Origin of the sequence: Streptomyces sp. DSM 40750, from assembly GCF_024612035.1 — a bacterium.
Classification (GTDB): Bacteria; Actinomycetota; Actinomycetes; order Streptomycetales; family Streptomycetaceae; genus Streptomyces.
The window spans coordinates 5864115-5883165 of sequence record NZ_CP102513.1; the positions used below are offsets into that span (position 1 = coordinate 5864115).

Genomic DNA, 19051 nt, shown 5'->3' on the forward strand with positions numbered 1-19051 from the left:
GCGTCACCCGATACAGGACCGGTATCGCAACGTGCACTGATGTGAAGGTGACGTGAGCGGGGTCACTTCTTGCTGTTGATCACTGCCTGCATCACGCTCTTCGCGATCGGGGCGGCGAGACCGCCACCGGAGATGTCACCGCGGTCGGCCGAACCGTCCTCGACCACCACGGCCACGGCGACCGGCGAGCTGCCGTCGCTGAGCTGGGCGTAGGAGATGAACCAGGCGTACGGCTTCTCCTTGTTGTCCACACCGTGCTGGGCGGTACCGGTCTTGCCGCCGACGGTGACGCCGTCGATCTTCGCCCTGCCGCCCGTGCCCTGCGGGTCGCTGACGACGGTCTCCATCATGTCCTGCAGCTTCTGGGCGTTCTCCGGCGAGACCGCCTGGGACAGCGTCTCGGGCTCGTGCGTCTCGATGATGTCGAGGTTGGAGGCGCGCAGCTGGTCGACCATGTACGGCTTCATCAGCTCGCCGTCGTTGGCGACGGCCGAGGCGACCATGGCCATCTGCAGCGGGGTGGCGCGGTTGGAGGCCTGGCCGATGCCGCCCATGGCGTTCTGCGGAGCGTTGTCCTCGGGGTAGACGCTCTCGGCGGCGCGGACCGGGACGTCCAGCTCGTCCTCGTTGAAGCCGAACTTCGCGGCCTGCTCACGCATTTTCTCGTTGCCGACGTTGTCCGACATCTTCGCGAAGACGGTGTTGCAGGAGACCATCAGCGCGTAGCGCAGGGTGGCGTTCTTGCACTCGCCGTGCTCGTTGGTGAGGTCGGTCTTCGTGCCGGGCAGCTGGTACGGGTCCGGGGCCTCCGTCTTGTCGTCGATGCCCGAGACGATGTCGTTCTCCAGCGCCGCGGCGGCCGTGACCACCTTGAACGTGGAACCCGGCGGGTAGGTCTCGCGCAGCGCGCGGTTCAGCATCGGCTTGTCGGAGTCCTTCTCCAGCTTCGAGAAGGTCTCGCTGTCCTTGTTGCTGATGCCGGCGAAGGTCGACGGGTCGTACGACGGCGTGGAGGCCAGGGCGAGGATCGCGCCGGTCTTGGGGTCGAGCGCGGCGACGGCGCCCTTCTTGTCACCGAGGCCCTCGAAGGCCGCCTTCTGCGCGGCGGCGTTGAGGGTGGTGACGACGCTGCCGCCTGCTTTCTTCTTGCCGGTGATCATGTCGAGCGTGTTCCGGAAGAAGAGCCGGTCGTCGTTGCCGGTGAGGATGCCGTCCTCGAGGTTCTCCAGCTGGGTCGCGCCGACGATCTGGGAGGAGTAGCCGGTGACCGGCGCCCACATCTCGCCGTTCTTCCAGGTGCGCTTGTACTTGTAGTCGAGGCCCTTGGAAGCGGCGGACCCGGTGATGGCCTTGCCGTCGACGATGATGTCGCCACGAGGCGTGGCATAGCGCTCGATGGCGACGCGACGGTTGTTCTTGTCGGTGGCGAGAGAATCCGCCTGGACGTACTGGAGCCAGTTGGTGCGGATGAGCAGGGCGAGGACCAGGAGCCCGCAGAAGATCGCGATGCGGCGCAGGGGCTTGTTCATGACGGGCGGACCACCTGGGTCATCTCGGCGTCGGGGTTCGGTGCGGGTGCGGGCGCGGGCCGGCGTGCGGTGTCGCTGATTCTGATCAGGATGCCGATGAGTGCCCAGTTGGCGATGACCGAGGAACCGCCGTAGGCCATGAACGGCATTGTCATACCGGTCAGGGGGATGAGGCCCATGACACCGCCGGCGACAACGAAGACCTGGAGGGCGAACGCGCCGGACAGGCCGACGGCGAGCAGCTTGCCGAACGGGTCGCGGGCGGCGAGGGCGGTGCGGATGCCGCGCTCCACGATCAGGCCGTAGATCAGCAGGATCGCCATCACCCCGGTCAGACCCAACTCCTCACCGAAGGTGGCGAGGATGAAGTCGGAGTTCGCGGCGAAGCGGATGAGCTCGGAGTGGCCCTGGCCCCAGCCGGTGCCGAGGGTGCCGCCGGAGCCGAAGGCCCACAGGGCTTCCATGGACTGCGCGGAGTGGCCGACCACGGTCTTGGAGAGCTCCCACTCGCCCATGGGGTCCAGCCAGGCCTGCACACGCTGCTGCACGTGGATCTCGAACGAGGCCACGCCGACCGCGCCGGCCGCGGACATCAGCAGACCGAAGACGATCCAGCTGGTCCGCTCGGTCGCGACGTACAGCATGATCACGAACATGCCGAAGAACAGCAGCGAGGTACCGAGGTCGGTCTCGAAGACCAGAATGAGGATTGAGATCGCCCAGACGACGATGATCGGGCCGAGGTCGCGGCCGCGCGGCAGGTACAGGCCCATGAAGCGACGGCTGGCCAGTGCGAGCGCGTCGCGCTTCACCATCAGGTAGCCGGCGAAGAAGATCGCCAGCACGATCTTGGCGAACTCGCCGGGCTGGATGGTGAAGCTGCCGACCTGGATCCAGATCTTGGCGCCGTAGGTGAGTTCCGCGCCGAGGCCCGGCACCAGGGGGAGCAGCAGCAGGACCAGCGCGCCGGCCATGGAGATGTAGGTGTAGCGCTGGAGGGTGCGGTGGTCCTTGAGGAAGATCAGTACGGCGATGAAGAGCGCGATGCCCATCGCTGTGTAGACCAGCTGATTGGTCGCCTTGCCGCCGGCCTGTCCGATCTGCTGGAGCAGTTCCGACTGGTCCAGTCGCCAGATCGCCACCAGCCCCAGCCCGTTCAGCAGCGTCGCCAGCGGCAGCATCAGCGGGTCGGCGTACGGCGCGAACTTGCGGATGACGAGGTGGCCGATGCCGGCCAGTACCCCGAGGCCGATGCCGTAGGCGGCCAGGCCGGCCGGGATCTCGTCGTTCAGGGCGAGACCCACGTTGACGTAGGCGAACACCGGGATGACGACCGCGAACGCCAGCAGCGCCAGCTCGGTGTTGCGCCGGCTCGGGGTGCCGATCGCGCCGATCGTGGACGTGTGCTGCGTCGACGGGTTGCTAGTACTGCTCATCGTGTGAGTGGGCCCCTCGCGGCTTGCCTACTGCTCACCGCACCGCGAGACCAGCTCCTGCTCCTCCTCCGAGAGGCTGGGGCCGGTCGACGGTGTGGGTGCGGTCTGGGTCGGGGAGGACGTCGACGGTGTCGACGTCGGGGACGGTGTGGCCTTGGACGTGAGGGAGGTCTTCGTGGTTCCCGTGACGCCGCCGGCCTCGCCCTCGCCGGTCTTGGCGTTGTTGTCCGCCGCCTCGCGGCGCTCGGCGTTCTTCTTGCACGCCGATGCCTGGGTGGACAGCTCCTCGATCTTCTTCCGGGCGTCGCTCAGACTGCCCTGGGGGATCGTGGACTCGACCTGCTTCTGCCAGAACGACGGCAGGTACTTGAGTTCGATCTCGGGGTGGTCCTTCTCCACCTTCGAGAGCGAGATCCACGCCAGGTCCTGGCTGATGCCGCGGTACAGCGCCACGTGGTCGTCGTTGGCGCCGACGTAGTACTGCGTCTGGGTCCAGCGGTAGCCGCCGTACAGGCCCCCGCCGATCACGGCGAGGGCGAGGATGCCGAAGAACGATCTCTTGAGCCACCTGCGCTTCTTGCGCGGCTTGACGAAGTCGTCGTCGGAGTAGTTCCCGAAGCTGCCCGCCGCCGGCATGTACCCGGTGGTGTCGCCGGAGCCGGGCGGGCCGAACTCGCCGCCGCCCTGCCCGTGACCCTGACGGCCCAGCCCGGAGGCGCGGCCGGCCGGGGTCTGCATGATGCCGTTGTCCTGCAGGTGGAGCTGGTTCTCGGCGACCGCGCCGACCACGACCGGGGTGTCGGAGAGCTGCCCGGCGAGGGTGTCCCCGGTGTCGAGGTCGAGGACGTCGGCGATGATGACCGTGATGTTGTCCGGACCGCCGCCGCGCAGCGCGAGCTGGATCAGCTCCTGCACGGTCTCCTGCGGGCCCTGGTAGCTGGCGAGGGTGTCCTCCATCGTCTGGTGGGACACGACGCCGGACAGACCGTCGGAACAGATCAGGTACCGGTCGCCGGCGCGGACCTCACGGATGGAGAGGTCGGGCTCGACGTGGTCGCCACTGCCCAGCGCGCGCATCAGCAGGGAGCGCTGCGGGTGGGTGGTGGCCTCCTCCTCGGTGATGCGGCCCTCGTCGACCAGACGCTGCACCCAGGTGTGGTCCTGGGTGATCTGGGTGAGGACGCCGTCCCTGAGGAGGTACGCGCGGGAGTCGCCGACGTGCACGAGGCCGAGTCGCTGACCGGTCCACAGCAGGGCGGTGAGCGTGGTGCCCATGCCCTCCAGCTGAGGATCCTCCTCGACCATCGCGCGCAGCTGGTCGTTGGCGCGCTGTACGGCGGTGCCGAGGGAGGTGAGGATGTCGGAGCCCGGGACGTCGTCGTCGAGCGTGACAAGGGTGGAGATCACCTCGGAGGAGGCGACCTCGCCGGCGGCCTGACCGCCCATGCCGTCGGCGATCGCGAGCAGCCGCGGACCGGCGTAGCCCGAGTCCTCGTTGCCCTCGCGGATCATGCCTTTGTGCGATCCGGCGGCGAAGCGCAGTGACAGACTCATGCGCACCTCGCCCGTCGGCTCCGGGTACATCCGCACGGTGCCCACCCTCCGGTCGGGAGCGCGCCGGGGCCCCTGGTGGGGGCCGCCCCTGCGTGCTCGCTCCGCTCGCGCCTATTCATGATGTAGCACTACTTCCGCAGCTCGATGACGGTCTTGCCGATGCGGATCGGCGCGCCCAGCGGAATGGGCGTGGGAGTCGTCAGTCGGTTCCGGTCGAGATACGTGCCGTTGGTGGACCCCAGGTCCTCGACGATCCACTGGCCGTCGCGGTCCGGGTAGATCCGGGCGTGCCGGCTGGAGGCGTAGTCGTCGTCCAGCACGATCGTGGAGTCGTGGGCGCGGCCCAGGGTGATGGTCTGGCCCTGCAGCGCCACGGTCGTACCTGTCAGCGTGCCTTCGCTGACGACGAGCTTGGTCGGGGCGTTGCGTCCACGGCGCCCGCCGCCACCGGCCGCGGCCGCGGGCTGCTGGCCGCGCTGCTGCGGGGGAGCGGCCTGGCGGGCGGCCTGCTGCGGCCGCGCGCTCTCTCGGCGCGACCCCCGCTGGGTGACGCGCGTACCGAACAGGTCGCTGCGGATGACCTGCACGGCCACGATCACGAACAGCCACAGTACGGCCAGGAAACCCAGCCGCATGACCGTGAGGGTCAGCTCTGACATTGCCCCCGCTTCACCCTTCGGCTTGCCGGTAAATGATGGTGCTGCTGCCCACGACGATCCGCGAGCCGTCGCGGAGCGTAGCGCGGGTGGTGTGCTGCCCGTCCACCACGATGCCGTTGGTGGATCCGAGATCCTGGATCGTCGAGGGCGTTCCGGTCCGGATCTCGCAGTGCCGGCGGGAGACGCCGGGGTCGTCGATCCGCACGTCGGCTTCGGTGCTGCGCCCCAGCACCAGCGTCGGGCGGGAGATCTGGTGGCGGGTGCCGTTGATCTCGATCCAGTAGCGCATGCGCCCACCGGCCGTCGGAGCGGCGGGCGGCCGCTGGCCGAGCGGGGCGGCGCCGGGTCGGCCACCGCCGGGCGGTGGCGCGGCCGGCATCGGCGGGGCACCAGCGGGCGCGGCGGTGGGCGGGTAGCCGTAGCCACCGGGGCGGCCCGCGGCGGGGCTCGCCGGGGCGCCCGCGGAGGCCTGCTGGTTGGTGGAGGAGGCGAGCGTACGGCTGCGTACCCGGTACAGACCGGTGTCGAGGTCGTCGGCCTTCTCCAGATGGACCTTGATGGGGCCCATGAAGGTGTAGCGCTGCTGCTTGGCGTAATCGCGCACCATGCCGGCGAGCTCGTCGCCGAGCTGGCCGGAGTAGGGGCTGAGGCGCTCGAAGTCGGGCGTGCTCAGCTCCACGATGAAGTCGTTGGGGACGACCGTCCGGTCGCGGTTCCAGATGGTGGCGTTGTTGTCGCACTCACGCTGGAGTGCTCCCGCGATCTCCACGGGCTGGACCTCGGACTTGAACACCTTGGCGAAGGTGCCGTTGACCAGACCTTCGAGACGTTGCTCGAACTTCTTCAGGACTCCCATGGGGCACCTCCTCCGTCGTCACCGCTCTGCGTACTGCGTCGGTACTGCTTACTGATCGTATCCACGCGCCGGGAAATCGGCTGGTTCCCCCGGTCGGCCCCGTCGACCGGTGTCACCCGGTATCGACGCCCACTGAAGTCCCCTCCCGGATTCCCGCCGGAGCTCCTCTTCGAACTACTCCGGCCGAACTCTGCCAAGGATCGTAGAGGCGGCGCGAGACCAGTGTCCCGCACCCGACTGTGCACCCTGTCCCTCTCCAGTAGAGATGGCCGGGACCGGTACGAGGTTGATACGTGAACCAGCACTCGTTGATACGTAGCAGGAGAGGTCATGTGTTCGGTCCGTGCTGGTGGGCCCGGCCAGGGCGACGTGGAGCGGGGCCGGCCACGGATAAGGGATGTGATTGCACCCTCCCCAGCGTGCTAATCTTCTCGATGTCGGAAGGCGCCAGCACCGCGAGGAACGCGGCCCGAGGACACACCTAATGCGCGGGTGGCGGAATAGGCAGACGCGCTGGATTCAGGTTCCAGTGCCCGCAAGGGCGTGGGGGTTCAACTCCCCCCTCGCGCACAGCGAAGCGGTCCCATCGTGATCACGATGGGACCGCTTCTTTTGTCTGCTTGCCTGCTGCGTCGAGAGGTTCGGCGGTCGGCTGACATGGCTCTGGAGTGTGAGGAGTCTCTCAGGGGATTCGGTAAGGGCTTTCGGGTTCCGGTGGCACGGGACGGCCCGGGGGCGCGCTCCGTCCCGTGTGCGCGGTCGGGGCGACGGCAGAGTCAGCATCACGCGAATCGTCTGTCTGCGGCCGGGGCGGCGGTGGGGCCGGCGTCATGTGAATTGCCGTGGATGTGTATGTGTGTGTATACGGGCGATGTTTCACGTGAAACGGCTCCGAGTGACCGTATGCGAGCTGTTCCGCCTGCGTGGCACCCCTGTGAAACCCGTCAGTACCGTTGACGCTCGCCTGCCTCATACCTATCTTCTGGTCGGAAATTCGCACAACGTTCGCAATTTCGAACGCGGTTCATGCTTTGTGACCTTCCGACGCCCCCACACCTGCCAGAGACGAGGCGCACATGGCACCGCCCCTCTCCAGACGTTTCCTCCTCCAGTCCGCGATACTCGCCGCGGCCGCACCAGGAGTCTCCTTCGAGGCGGGCGGCGGACGTGCGGTCGCCGCCACCGTTCCGATGCCGTCCACCTGGTCGGTGCGGCCGTTCGAACTCGAGGACGTGACGCTCGGCCAAGGCCTGTTCGCCGACAAACGGCAGCTGATGCTCGACCACGGCCGTGGCTACGACGTCGACCGGTTGTTGCAGGTCTTCCGCGCCAACGCGGGACTCTCCACCAAGGGCGCGGTCGCCCCCGGCGGCTGGGAGGGCCTCGACGGCGAGGCCAACGGCAACCTCCGCGGCCACTACACCGGGCACTTCTTGACGATGCTCGCCCAGGCCTACGCGAGCACCAAGGACACGGCCTACGCCGACAAGATCCGCTACATGACCGGAGCGCTGACCGAGGTGCGCGCGGCGCTGCGCACCGACCCGCGCATGCTCCCCGTCACCGGGAAGTGGGGCGGCGCGCACGAGAACGTCCGGGGCTCGAACCAGTACGTCGACCTCCCGGCGGCCGTGCTCGGCGGTGCCGCGGCGATCACCCTGTCGGTCTGGGTGAAACCCACCCACAACGCCAACTGGCAGCGCGTCTTCGACTTCGGCGACAACACCACCCGGTACATGTACCTCGTCACTCGTAACGCCAACGGAGTGCCGCGGTTCGCCATCACCACCAACGGGCCGGGCGGGGAGCAGGCGCTCAACGGCACCGCCGCGCTGGCGCTGAACCAGTGGAGCCATCTGGCGGTGACCATCTCCGGCACCACGGGCACCCTCTACGTCAACGGCACCGCCGTCGCCCAGAACACATCGATGACGCTCAACCCGTCCGTCCTCGGCACCCTGGCGAACAACTGGCTGGGCCGATCGAACTTCTCCGGCGACCCCGTGTACGCGGGGGCCTTCGACGAGTTCAACGTCTGGTCACGGGCCCTGACCGCGGCCGAGATCACCTCGCTGCAGACCAACGAGGCCAAGAATTCCTCCGCGGGGCTCGGCAACCTCGCGTCGTACTACTTCTTCGCCACCACCGGCGGCACCTTCGACGACGCCTCCGGACGCGGGCTCACCGCCACCCTGCGCCGCACCTGGGGAGGGCCGAGTCACCCCGGGTTCCTCGCCGCGTACCCGGAGACGCAGTTCATCGACCTCGAGTCGCGGACCAGCCCGGACTACACCAAGGTGTGGGCGCCCTACTACACCGCGCACAAGATCCTCAGGGGCCTGCTGGACGCCTACCTCGCCACCGATGACACCCGGGCGCTCGACCTCGCGTCAGGCATGTGCGACTGGATGTCCTCCCGGCTGTCCAAGCTGCCCGACTCCACCCTGCAGCGGATGTGGGGCATCTTCTCCAGCGGCGAGTTCGGCGGCATCGTCGAGACGATCGTCGACCTGTACTCGATCACCGGCAAGGGCGACCACCTCGCGCTGGCAAAGCTGTTCGACCTCGACAAGCTCATCGACGCCTGCGCCGCCAACACCGACACCCTGGACGGTCTCCACGCCAACCAGCACATCCCGATCTTCACCGGCTATGTCCGGCTGTACGACGCGACGGGTGAGACCCGCTACCTCACCGCCGCGAAGAACTTCTGGGGCATGGTCATCCCCCATCGCATGTACGGCATCGGCGGCACGAGCACGGCCGAGTTCTGGAAGGCCCGAGGGATGGTCGCGGGCACCATCAGCGACACCAACGCCGAGACCTGCTGTGCGTACAACCTGCTCAAGCTGAGCCGGAGCCTGTTCTTCCATGAGCAGGACCCCAAGTACATGGACTACTACGAGCGGGCCCTGCTCAATCAGGTCCTCGGCTCCAAGCAGGACAAGGCCGACGCGGAGAAGCCGCTGGTCACGTATTTCATCGGGCTCACGCCCGGCCATGTGCGCGACTACACACCCAAGCAGGGCACCACCTGCTGCGAGGGCACCGGCATGGAGAGCGCCACCAAGTACCAGGACTCGGTGTACTTCACCAGGGCCGACGGCAGCGCGCTGTACGTCAACCTGTACAGCGCGGCCACGCTGAACTGGTCCGCGAAGGGCGTGACGGTCGCCCAGAGCACCGACTATCCCCGGGAGCAGGGCTCCACGATCACCATCGGGGGCGGCAGCGCGGCCTTCGAGCTGCGGCTGCGGGTGCCGTCCTGGGCGACCGCCGGCTTCCGGGTGACCGTCAACGGCAGTGCGGTCGGCGGCACTCCGGCCGCGGGGAGCTACTTCACGATCCCCTCCCGCACCTGGCGCGGCGGGGACGTCGTGCGCGTGACGATCCCGTTCCGGCTGAGGGCGGAGAAGGCGCTCGACGACCCGTCGCTCCAGACCCTGTTCTACGGGCCGGTCAACCTGGTCGGCAGGAACAGCGGTACGAGCTACCTGTCGTTCGGGCTGTACCGCAACGCCGGGCTCTCCGGCGACCTGCTGCCCTCCCTCACCCCGGTGAGCGGAAAGCCGCTGCACTACACGCTGGACGGCACCGAATTCGCTCCCTTCTACGAAGGGAGCGAGGATCCGACCCACGCCTACATCAAGCGCTCCGAACCGAAGGTCGTCCTTGGCGGCACCGACTCGGGCGTCGAGAACCCGGCGAAGTCCGACGGCACGACCCTGCTCGACGAGATCTGGGCCGGGGCGCCGTTTGCCGGCAAGAGTGCGCTGGTGACGCGTGTGCAGTCGACCGTCGGCTCGTGGGTGTCGGCCGGGCTGCTGAGCCAGGCCGACGGGCAGAAGGTGGTGACCACCGCGCAGAACGCGACGTACGCGCCCTGACTTACGGCGATGTACACGGCCACGAGGCCTCGCGGCACGGGCGGCTGCTCCTTCGTGGGGGCGGCCGCCCTTCGCGTTCCCCGGAGGGCCTGCGCGGCGAGGCGCTCCGCGAGGCTCCTGGCCTTGACGAGCGCGTCGTCGAAAGCCTCGGCGCGGGAGGCATCCGAGCGCGGGACCAGCTCGCGCCGGGACCAGCTCGCGCATGGATGTTGCGCGGGGCCATCGTGAGCTGCGGGACGATGAAGTCGACCTCCATCCTCGTTCTTGGCGGTGCGGCCGATGAGGACCACGTTGTCCAGCCACGCCTTGAGGATCGCCGGGATCGAGAAGTTGTAGAAGTTGTACATGGGCGCGCCGATCAGATCGCGTCCGCCTGCTCCATCCAGCTCCGCCGATGAGTTTCTCGCGCTCGGTGCAGGCCGCGGCCTGCTCGTCGGTGTGCGTGGCGGGGCGGCGAAACCGGCGGTGTGCGCGTCGGCGCTGATGTGCGGCACAGGACCGGCGTGCAGGTCGCGACAGACCACCGTGCCGTCCGGGTGCTGTTCCTCCCAGGCCTTGTGGAAGGTCTCCGTCACCGCGCGCGACGTCGAGCCACCGACGGGAACACGGACGAGTCCAGGTGCAGGAGAGACGCCATGGGGACTTCAAAGGAAGTGGCTTCGTTTCCATACTTGACGGCGAATAACCATTTACTTACCTCTTTTCGCCGATATGGTCCCATGGCGGAGGAGCAGCAGGACATCCATGGCGCCGGACCATGCCAACGGGTCACGACGGCATCACCCGTTCGTGTTCGCTGTGCTCGGAAAGCGCTGGACGGGCACCCACGTGTTCGCCCGTGCTCGGAGAGCGCTGGACGGGCCTGATCATGGCCGTTCTCATGCCGCACCCCGCCCACTTCGTCGACCTGCGCAGGGCGATCGCGGCATCAGCGAGCGCATGCCCTCCGACCGGCTCACCGAACTCGGCGCGGCCGGCCTGGTCGTGCGCGAGGTCCGCGAGGGGCCACCGCTGCGCGTCGTCCACCGGCTCACCGAGGCCGGGAACGCTCCGAGTTCGGTGAGCCGGTCGGGACAGCAGCGCCCCGGGCGGGTCAGCGGTGCGCCGACCTGGTTTTCCACAGGTGTGGACGGTCGGGGCGCAGAGTTGTCCACAGGGTCTGACGCGTTTCGGCGACCGGCTGTAACGTCGTCACGAGTTGATGTTCGTGCGTGGACGTGTGCGGGGGAGGCGGTCGGTGTGATCGAGGCCGGTACGACGACGGCGGGGCCGGTGGCCGAGGTGGTATCGGCGGAATCCCGGGAGACCGGGGCGGAGGCGACGGGGCCGCGGTCTGTCGGCGCACGCGTGCCGGGGGTGCCGGGGTTCGCCCGGTGGCCCTCGCAGGGATCGCCCAAGGACGAGGGCAAGGCGTTGCGCACGCGGGTGCCCCGCAGCGCACACGCGGACCTCGTGCTCACCACCGACCGGCCGGACGCGGTGGCCGCCGTGGAGGAGTCCAACCGCGGCCGGATCCCCGGCCTCACCCCGATACGGGTCGGGCGCATGGCGGCCACCCCCTTCGCGTTCCTGCGCGGCTCGGCCGGCCTCATGGCCCACGACCTCGCGCATACGTCCATGACCGGCATCGGCGCCCAGATCTGCGGCGACGCCCACGCGGCCAACTTCGGCCTGTACGGGGACGCCCGCGGCGGCCTCGTCATCGACCTCAACGACTTCGACGAGACCGTGCACGGCCCCTGGGAGTGGGACCTCAAGCGCCTCGCCGCCTCACTGGTGCTCGCCGGCCGCGAGGCGGGCGCCGACGAGGACGTCTGCCGCAAGGCCGCGTACGACGCGACGGGCGCCTACCGGCGCACGATGCGGCTCCTCGCCAAGCTCCCGGCGCTCGACGCGTGGAACGCCATCGCGGACGAGGAACTGGTCTCCCACACCGACGCCCACGATCTGCTGGGCACGCTGGATCGGGTCTCGGAGAAGGCACGCGCCAACACGAGCGGCCGCTTCGCGGCCAAAGCGACCCAGCCGGTGGAGGACGGCGGCCGCCGCTTCGTGGACGCCCCGCCGGTGCTGCGCCGGGTCGACGACGAAGAGGCCACCGCGGTGGCCACCTCACTGGCGCAGTACCTGACCACGCTCTCCGAGGACCGCCACCCGCTGCTCGCCCGGTACGCCGTGCACGACGTGGCGTTCCGTGTGGTCGGCACCGGCAGCGTCGGCACCCGCTCGTACGTCGTCCTGCTCCTGGACCACCGCGGCGAGCCCCTCGTCCTCCAGGTGAAGGAAGCCCGCGCTTCGGCGCTCGAACCGCACCTCGCGACCGCCGGCTTCGAGGTGCCGGAGGTGGACCACGAGGGCCGCCGCGTGGTCCTCGGCCAGAAGCGCATGCAGGTCGTCAGCGACATACTGCTGGGCTGGACCACGGTCGACGGACTCCCCTTCCAGGTACGCCAGTTCCGCAACCGCAAGGGCAGCGTCGACCCCGCGGCCCTGGCCGCCGACCAGATCGACGACTACGGCCGCATGACCGGCGCCCTCCTCGCCCGCGCCCACGCCCACAGCGCCGACCCCCGCCTCATCGCCGGCTACTGCGGCAAGAACGACGAACTCGACGAGGCCATAGCCACGTTCGCCACGACCTACGCGGACCGCACGGAAGCGGACCACGGGGATCTGGTGGAGGCGGTGCGGACGGGGCGGATCGCGGCGGAGATGGGGGTCTGATGGTCGGGCTGCCTGGGCGCCCCGGTCGGTGGGGGCACCTGGGTTGGTGGGGTGTTTGAGCGGACGGGCGTGCCGTGCGGCTCGGGTGCGAGTGGATGCGCCGACTGTGCGGCCGGGTGAGTCGACTGTGCGGCCGGGTGAGTCGGCGGTGCGGTCGGGTGCGACGCGAGGGATCTCATTTCCTCCCGGGTCCCCGGTGGCTTTCGGTGGGGCTCGGAGCCGTGGCCTAGGCTGGGTCGGGTGACGACCCCGGAAGCCGAGCAGACACCGTCCGAGAGCCCCACCGAGCCCGCAGAGCCCGATGGGGGCGCGGAGCCTGCCGAAGGCAGGGCGTCCGCCGACGGGGAAGCGTCTGCCGAAGGTGAGGCGTCCGCTGAGGATGCGGCATCCGCCGAGAGCGCGGGGCCGGAGCGTCCCGAGGAGCGGCTGGAGCGGGCCGTGCGGGCGGCCGAGCAGGCACTGATCGAGTACGAGATCGCCGTGGAGACCTTCCGGGTCGAGGTGGAGAACTTCTCCCGGCTGCACCACCAGAAGCTCGGCCCCATGTACGCGCAGCTCGACGAACTGGACGCCCGGATCGCCGAGGCGAAGGCGGCGCGCACCGGCGACCCCGAGGACCTGCGGAAGGCGCAGGAGGCCCGAGCCCGGGTCATGCCCATGCCGGGCGTGGAGGAGCTGTTCCACGGCTGGATGGACTCGGAGGGCCTCTTCCCCGAGGCCGCCGCCATGCTCACCGACCAGCCCGTACGCCCTCCGGAGCGGGTGCGCCCGAGCGACGAGGCCCGCAGGCTCTACCGCGAGCTGGTCCGCAAGGCCCACCCCGACCTGGCGCCGGACGACAAGGAGCGGGAGCGGCGGGACGAGTTCATATCCCGGGTCAACGCCGCGTACGGCCGAGGTGACGAGGTGCTGCTGCGGGAGCTGTCCGAGGAGTGGGCGGCGGGGCCCGTACCGGAGGAGCGCAGGCCCAGTCGCGCCGAGGAGCTGTACGCCCGCCTCGAATGGCTCGCCCAGCGCAAGGAACTCCTCGCCCTCGTCGCCCGCGAGCTGGAGGAGGGGGCCATCGGCTCGATGCTCCGACTCGCCCCGGACGACCCCGACCGTCTCCTCGAGGAGATCGCCGACCAGTTGCTGGCGGCGGTTGAACAGCGTGAGGCGGAGCTGGCGGAGCTTCTCGGCGAGGGCGGGGAGTAGGTCGGAGGTCTGCCTTGATCGGCCGGACTGCCGGGGGCTCGGCCCGTCGGCTGTCCGGTCGGGTAGCGTCGTACACATGCATTTCGGAGCTGGTGTGCCCACGGTCGAGGTCGCGGACCTCAAGGACGACGACTTTCTGCTGGACGTCCGAGAGGACGACGAGTGGCAGGCGGGTCACGCTGAAGGGGCACTGCACATCCCCATCAGCGAGTTCGTGGCGCGCTACAGCGAGTTCACCGAGGCGGCCCCGCAGGACGGCAGGGTCCATGTGATCTGCCGCTCGGGCGGGCGCTCGGCGCAGGTCGCCATGTACCTCGTCCAGCAGGGCATCGACGCCGTGAACGTGGACGGCGGCATGCAGGTCTGGGCTGCGGTCGGCCGTCCGGTGGTGGACGACAAGGGCGGGGCGGGGTTCGTTCTCTAGGAAGCAACGCCGGGACCGGCCGGAATCCAGGAACGTACGTCGGGACTGGCCGGAATCCAGGAACGTATGGACCGGCCGCACCGAGGCGCGCAGACAGGTCGTGCGCGCCCCGAGCACCGGCGCGCGCGGCGCTCAGCCCAGCGGGTGTGCCGCCAGCAGGTCGCCCAGTGCCTCCTCGTGGGCCGCTGCGGGGCCGAGTGACAGTTCGAGGTGCTTGGCCCAGGCGTGGTAGCGGTGCAGGGGGTAGTCGACGTCGGCGCCGAAGCCCCCGTGCAGATGCTGCGCGGTCTGCACGACCCGGCGTACACCCTCCGAGGCCCAGATCTTGGCCACGGCGACATCCCCGGCCGCGGGTAGCGCGCCCCCCGCACCGGAAGTGATCCGCCAGGCGGCCTGCCACAGCGTCGCCTCCATCGCGCGCAGGTCGATGAAGCGGTCGGCGGCCTGGACGGCGACCGCCTGGAACGAGGCGATCGGGAACCCGAATTGCTCCCGTTTGCCGGTGTATTCGCTGGTCATACCGAGAACGCCCTCGCCCAGCCCGAGCGCCAGCGCGCACGTCCCGGTGGCCAGCAGCTGTCGCAGCCGTTCCCACGCGCCCTCCGCGTCGAGGACGTCCCGCGCGGCGATCCGTGCCGACTCCAGCCGCAGCTCGGCGAGCCGTTCACCGGCGGTGGACACCTGCTCGGCGAGCGCCACCCCCTCATGGACACGGGGAACGAGCGCGAGCACGACCCGGCCGTCGGCGAGAGCGGCCGCGTCCTGCTCGGATCCACCGGCGGACACACCGGGCGCCGGCGACTCCGGTGCGACCGTCGCAGGTACGACGACGAAGTCCGCGTTGTACGCCCACGGCACCGCCGTCTGCACGCCGTCCAGGACCCAGAGGCCGTCGTCCTCCCGCCGTGCGGTCACGGCGAGTTCGGCCGGGTCGTGGCCGGTGCGGCCGTGCGCGGCGACAGTCAGGACGACCTCGCCCCGGCCGATGCGCGCGAGCAGTTCCGCCTTCAACTCTTCGCTCCCGTGCGCCTGCACGGCCACCGCGGCCGCGCTGCTCTCCAGCAGCGGCCCCCTGGCCAGCACCTTCGCCGACTCGCGCAGCACCAGGCACAGCGCGATCGCATCGAGCCCCGACCCGCCGTAGGAGGGGTCCAGCAGCAGGCTGAGCAGGTCCGCGTCTGCGAGCTTCGCCCACAGTGGCCGGTCGAAGTCGTCGGCCACGGCCCCCGGCACGAGCGCCGGGCTCGGCACCCCGTCCGGCACGACCCCGGCGAACACCGCCCTCGCGGCCTCGGCCGCCGCCTGCTGCTCTTCGGTGAAGGTGAAGTCCACGGTCCCGCCCCTTCCCTGTCGCGGATGACGGGGCGTCAAGATAGAACAGGTTCTAGAAGAAGGGAATGGTGCGGCGTGGGCTGAGGGGCGGGGCCCCCCGTCCCCCCATCCCCCCGCCCCCACCCCTCGCCCCACCGGGCCCCGGCCGGCCACGCCCGCCCAGCCGTCCGCCCGCCCAGCCGCCCGGCCAAAGATCTACCGATCGTTCGGTCTGCTCGACCGGCACAACCCCATGGTGGACCACCGCGCCGTAAGGTGTCCCCCGCTGTGGATAACCTCGTGGTGCCGTACGAGCGGTGTGACGATGTGACTGCTGTGGTCATCGGGGCTGGGCCGGAGGAACGCGGCTGAGTAAGTTCCGGTGGGGAAGTGGACCGGACAGTGGAAATCGGGGAGCGGGGCGGAATGGACGCGTACGACGAGGTCTCGAACGCCCGGCGGGGGCCGGACGAGCCCGAGGGCTCCGCCTCCGCAAGCCCCGCCGACGAGGCTTCCGTCGGCCAGGGTTCCGGCGAGCAGGCTTCGGCCTCCGACACCCCCGTGGAGCCGCGACCGCAGCCGAAGCACATGCCCGCGGAGCCGCAACCGCAGCCGGAGCACATGCCCGAACCGGCACAGAGGGCCACCGGTATCACGACGCTCACTCTCCCCTACCAGATCGCCGTGGCGGTGGTGCTCGCCGTCGTGGCGGTGGCGGCGTGTGCGCATCTCGGGCTGGTGTTTTTGCATATCGCGCCCTCGAACACGCTGACGAAGCAGCATGGCCGGGCGGTGGACGAGTGGGTGTACCCGGAGTTCGAGCAGAACTGGAAGCTGTTCGCGCCGAACCCGTTGCAGCAGAACATCTCGGTGCAGGCGCGCGCCGAGGTCCGCACCGCGGGCGGCGAGGTGCGTGAGACCGGCTGGTACGACCTGTCGGCGTTGGACGGCGCCGCGATCGACCGCAATCCGGCGCCGAGCCACGCCCAGCAGAACGAGCTGCGCCGGGCCTGGGACTTCTACGTCGCCACGCATGACGGCGAGCACCGCGCCACGAGCTCACGCGGCGGCCTCTCCGAGCGCTATGTGCGCCGCATCGTGGTGATGCGCCTCGACCGCGAGCAGGCCGGCGGCCCCGGCGGTGTGATCGAGCGGATCCAGCTCCGGTCCCGTACCACCAATGTGCCGTCGCCCGAATGGAGCGAGGAAAAGGTGTCCGACAAGCCCGTCGTCCGAGAGCTGCCCTGGTGGTCGGTGACCGACAACGACCGGACGGACGCCGCCGCCAACGCGGACGCCGCCGCCAACGCGGACGGCGTCGGCCCGGCCGTCACCGGTCGGACGGAGGCGAGCGCCGAATGAGCTCCATGAGCCCGATCAAACCGGTCACTCCGGTGAGCCCCATGGGGCGTCTCGCCGCCGCGATAGGCAACGGGATCACACGGGTCACGGATCGTGCGCTGGGGCCGTACCAAAGCGCGATCATCCGTATCGGCTTCTCCGCGACCTGGCTGCTGTTCCTGCTGCGCGAGTTCCCGCACCGGCGCGAGTTGTACGGCCCCGACGGGCCCTGGAGCTGGGACCTGGCCCAGCAGCTGATCGCGAACAATGACGCCTTCACGGTGCTGATGTGGTCCGACAGCATGGTGTGGTTCGAGATCGTCTACGCCCTCGGCATCCTGTCGACCCTTCTGCTGCTGCTCGGCTGGCGCACCCGCGCCGTGAGTGTGCTCTTCATGGTGGGCGTTCTCTCGCTGCAGAACCGCAGCGTCTTCATGGGCGACGGCGGCGACAACGTCATCCATCTCATGGCGATCTATCTCGTGTTCGTTCGCTGCGCCCAGGTCTGGTCGCTGGATGCGCGGCGCGCACGGCGCACGCGCGAGCGTCTGGGGCAGGACGGGAGCGCGCCGAAGGACAGGGTTGGCCCCGCTCTGTGGTGCGTGCTCGGGTTCGCGCTGCTGGTGGCGACGTTCGGCGGTCTGATTCCCGGCGGCCTGCTGGGCGGCTGGCTGACGTTCTTCTGGGGTCTGTGGGCTGTGCACGGCCTGTGGTGGGCGGTCGGCCTCATGGAGTCGGACGTCAAGCCGCGCGTGCTGCTCGACATCATCGGCAATCTCGTGCACAACGCCGCGCTGGTCGTGATCATGGCCGAGGCGTGTCTGATCTACGCGGCCGCCGGCTGGTACAAGATCCAGGGCTCGCGCTGGCAGGACGGCACGGCCGCCTACTACCCGCTCCACCTGGACTACTTCTCGCCCTGGGCCGCGCTCTCCGACCTGATGTCGTCCAGCGGCACGATGGTGATGCTGGTGACGTACGGGACGGTGATCGTGCAGGTCGCGTTCCCGTTCACGCTCTTCAATCGGCGCGTCAAGAACGTCCTGCTGGCAGTCATGATGACCGAGCACGCCGTGATCGCCATCGTGCTGGGCCTGCCGTTCTTCTCGCTCGCGATGATCGCCGCCGACGCCGTCTTCCTGCCGACGCCCTTCCTGAAGCGCCTGGGCGGCTTCGTGGCCCGCACGCGTGACCGCGTCGTACGCCGTGTGCTGCCGGGGCGCAGCCGCACGCTGCCGGGCTCGCGCGAGCCGGAGCAGCCACCGCTCCTGCGGGAGAAGGAGCCGACCGAGCAGGCGCACGTAGGCTTCACCGCATGAACGATCCGGTGAGCGCACCAGCGGATGAAGTGGTGGGCGACGGCGACCCCCTACGGATCTGGCGCCGCCTCGCCGACACTTCCGTCCTGCTCGACGGGTTCCACGCCCTCAAGCACGCCGTGCGCTTCGGCGCTGAGGTCCCGGTGGCGGTCACCGCCGACCGCGCGGCGGCGCTCGCCCTCGCCGACGATCTGGCCCCGGACGTGCGTGACCGGCTCGCGCACCTCCTGCGGGAGATCCCGGAGGAGACGTACCGGGGTCTCGTGGCGCGCCCGCACCCCACCGCGGTCGCCGCCCTGGCCGTGCGCCCCTCGCGCGCGACCAACCTGGCGGCCCTCGCCCGCACCCCGCGCACCGCCCCCGTCGTCGTCCTCGACAATCCGCGCAACCTGGGCAACGCGGGGGCCGTGATCCGGCTGGCCGCCGGTTTCGGCGCGACCGGGGTGGTCACCACGGGCACCCTGGACCCCTGGCATCCCACGGTCGTACGCGGCGGGGCGGGCCTGCATTTCGCGACCGCCGTGGAGCGCCTGGAGGTGGCGGAGCTGCCCCCGGGTCCGTTCTTCGCACTCGACCCCGAGGGCGAGGACATCCGGGGTCTGAAGCTCCCGGACGACGGCGTCCTGGCCTTCGGCTCCGAACGCAGTGGCCTTTCCGCGGAACTCCGCGACCGAGCGGACCACTTGCTGTCGCTGCCGATGCGCCCCCAGGTGTCCAGTTACAACCTGGCGACGAGCGTGGCGATGACGCTGTACCACTGGAGTACCGGTTCCTTTTAGGCGCGTCCGGCCGGAGTGCCCCTTAGAGGGCACTCCGG

13 protein-coding genes, 1 tRNA gene and 2 pseudogenes are annotated in these 19051 nt (G+C 69.7%); 9 read left to right on the forward strand and 7 right to left on the reverse strand.

The window, feature by feature from the left end; translation table 11 throughout:
* Positions 1–62: 62 nt before the first annotated feature.
* From JIX55_RS26240 to JIX55_RS26260, 5 genes are all read right to left on the reverse strand, one after another.
* Positions 63–1529, reverse strand: a complete 1467-nt coding sequence (locus tag JIX55_RS26240; protein WP_257565721.1) for a peptidoglycan D,D-transpeptidase FtsI family protein — start codon at positions 1527–1529, stop codon at positions 63–65.
* On the reverse strand, positions 1526–2965 hold the full coding sequence (locus JIX55_RS26245) for an FtsW/RodA/SpoVE family cell cycle protein (protein ID WP_257565722.1): 1440 nt from the start codon (positions 2963–2965) through the stop codon (positions 1526–1528). The genes JIX55_RS26240 and JIX55_RS26245 overlap by 4 nt, the downstream gene beginning before the upstream one ends.
* A gap of 27 nt (positions 2966–2992) precedes the next feature.
* Entirely contained in the window at positions 2993–4549 is a 1557-nt protein-coding gene (locus tag JIX55_RS26250) for a Stp1/IreP family PP2C-type Ser/Thr phosphatase (protein WP_257569488.1), read from the reverse strand.
* Positions 4550–4647: 98 nt separating this feature from the next.
* Positions 4648–5178, reverse strand: coding sequence for an FHA domain-containing protein FhaB/FipA (locus JIX55_RS26255; protein WP_257565723.1), 531 nt, complete (start codon positions 5176–5178; stop codon positions 4648–4650).
* Between the two features lie 10 nt (positions 5179–5188).
* Positions 5189–6034: an FhaA domain-containing protein gene (locus tag JIX55_RS26260; RefSeq protein ID WP_257565725.1), complete on the reverse strand. Its 846-nt coding sequence runs from the start codon at positions 6032–6034 to the stop codon at positions 5189–5191.
* A gap of 486 nt (positions 6035–6520) precedes the next feature.
* On the opposite strand from JIX55_RS26260, the gene JIX55_RS26265 reads away from it, so the two are divergent.
* Together JIX55_RS26265 and JIX55_RS26270 are read left to right on the forward strand one after the other, a co-directional pair.
* A tRNA-Leu gene (locus tag JIX55_RS26265) sits at positions 6521–6604 on the forward strand.
* A 506-nt stretch (positions 6605–7110) separates the two neighbouring features.
* A complete protein-coding gene (locus JIX55_RS26270; protein ID WP_257565726.1) occupies positions 7111–9921 on the forward strand; it encodes a beta-L-arabinofuranosidase domain-containing protein in 2811 nt (936 codons plus the stop codon).
* 308 nt (positions 9922–10229) lie between these two features.
* Here the strand turns inward: JIX55_RS26270 and JIX55_RS26275 are convergent.
* Positions 10230–10496, reverse strand: a pseudogene (locus JIX55_RS26275) (NAD(P)H-dependent oxidoreductase); the annotation flags it as partial.
* 144 nt (positions 10497–10640) lie between these two features.
* Between JIX55_RS26275 and JIX55_RS50935 the strand changes: the two are divergent.
* The 4 genes and pseudogenes from JIX55_RS50935 to JIX55_RS26295 form a co-directional block, all read left to right on the forward strand.
* A pseudogene (locus JIX55_RS50935) lies at positions 10641–10971 on the forward strand (winged helix-turn-helix transcriptional regulator); the annotation flags it as partial.
* Positions 10972–11160: 189 nt separating this feature from the next.
* The gene (locus JIX55_RS26285) at positions 11161–12645 is read left to right on the forward strand and encodes a DUF2252 domain-containing protein (RefSeq protein WP_443046721.1); all 1485 of its coding nucleotides are present in this window, start codon (positions 11161–11163) and stop codon (positions 12643–12645) included.
* A gap of 240 nt (positions 12646–12885) precedes the next feature.
* On the forward strand, positions 12886–13839 hold the full coding sequence (locus tag JIX55_RS26290) for a J domain-containing protein (protein WP_257565727.1): 954 nt from the start codon (positions 12886–12888) through the stop codon (positions 13837–13839).
* A gap of 94 nt (positions 13840–13933) precedes the next feature.
* Positions 13934–14263: a rhodanese-like domain-containing protein gene (locus tag JIX55_RS26295; RefSeq protein ID WP_257569490.1), complete on the forward strand. Its 330-nt coding sequence runs from the start codon at positions 13934–13936 to the stop codon at positions 14261–14263.
* Positions 14264–14395: 132 nt separating this feature from the next.
* Here JIX55_RS26295 and JIX55_RS26300 read toward each other — a convergent pair whose 3' ends face one another.
* Positions 14396–15595: an acyl-CoA dehydrogenase family protein gene (locus JIX55_RS26300; protein ID WP_257565728.1), complete on the reverse strand. Its 1200-nt coding sequence runs from the start codon at positions 15593–15595 to the stop codon at positions 14396–14398.
* A gap of 405 nt (positions 15596–16000) precedes the next feature.
* On the opposite strand from JIX55_RS26300, the gene JIX55_RS26305 reads away from it, so the two are divergent.
* From JIX55_RS26305 to JIX55_RS26315, 3 genes are read left to right on the forward strand one after another with little or no spacing between them, the layout of a single operon-like run.
* Positions 16001–16936: a DUF5819 family protein gene (locus JIX55_RS26305; RefSeq protein ID WP_257565729.1), complete on the forward strand. Its 936-nt coding sequence runs from the start codon at positions 16001–16003 to the stop codon at positions 16934–16936.
* Positions 16937–16941: 5 nt separating this feature from the next.
* Complete coding sequence (locus JIX55_RS26310) at positions 16942–18234, forward strand: HTTM domain-containing protein (RefSeq protein WP_443046528.1); 1293 nt, start codon at positions 16942–16944, stop codon at positions 18232–18234.
* Positions 18231–19013 carry a TrmH family RNA methyltransferase gene (locus JIX55_RS26315; RefSeq protein ID WP_257565730.1) on the forward strand — a complete coding sequence of 261 codons (783 nt, stop codon included), beginning with the start codon at positions 18231–18233 and terminating at the stop codon, positions 19011–19013. The genes JIX55_RS26310 and JIX55_RS26315 overlap by 4 nt, the downstream gene beginning before the upstream one ends.
* Positions 19014–19051 lie beyond the last annotated feature (38 nt).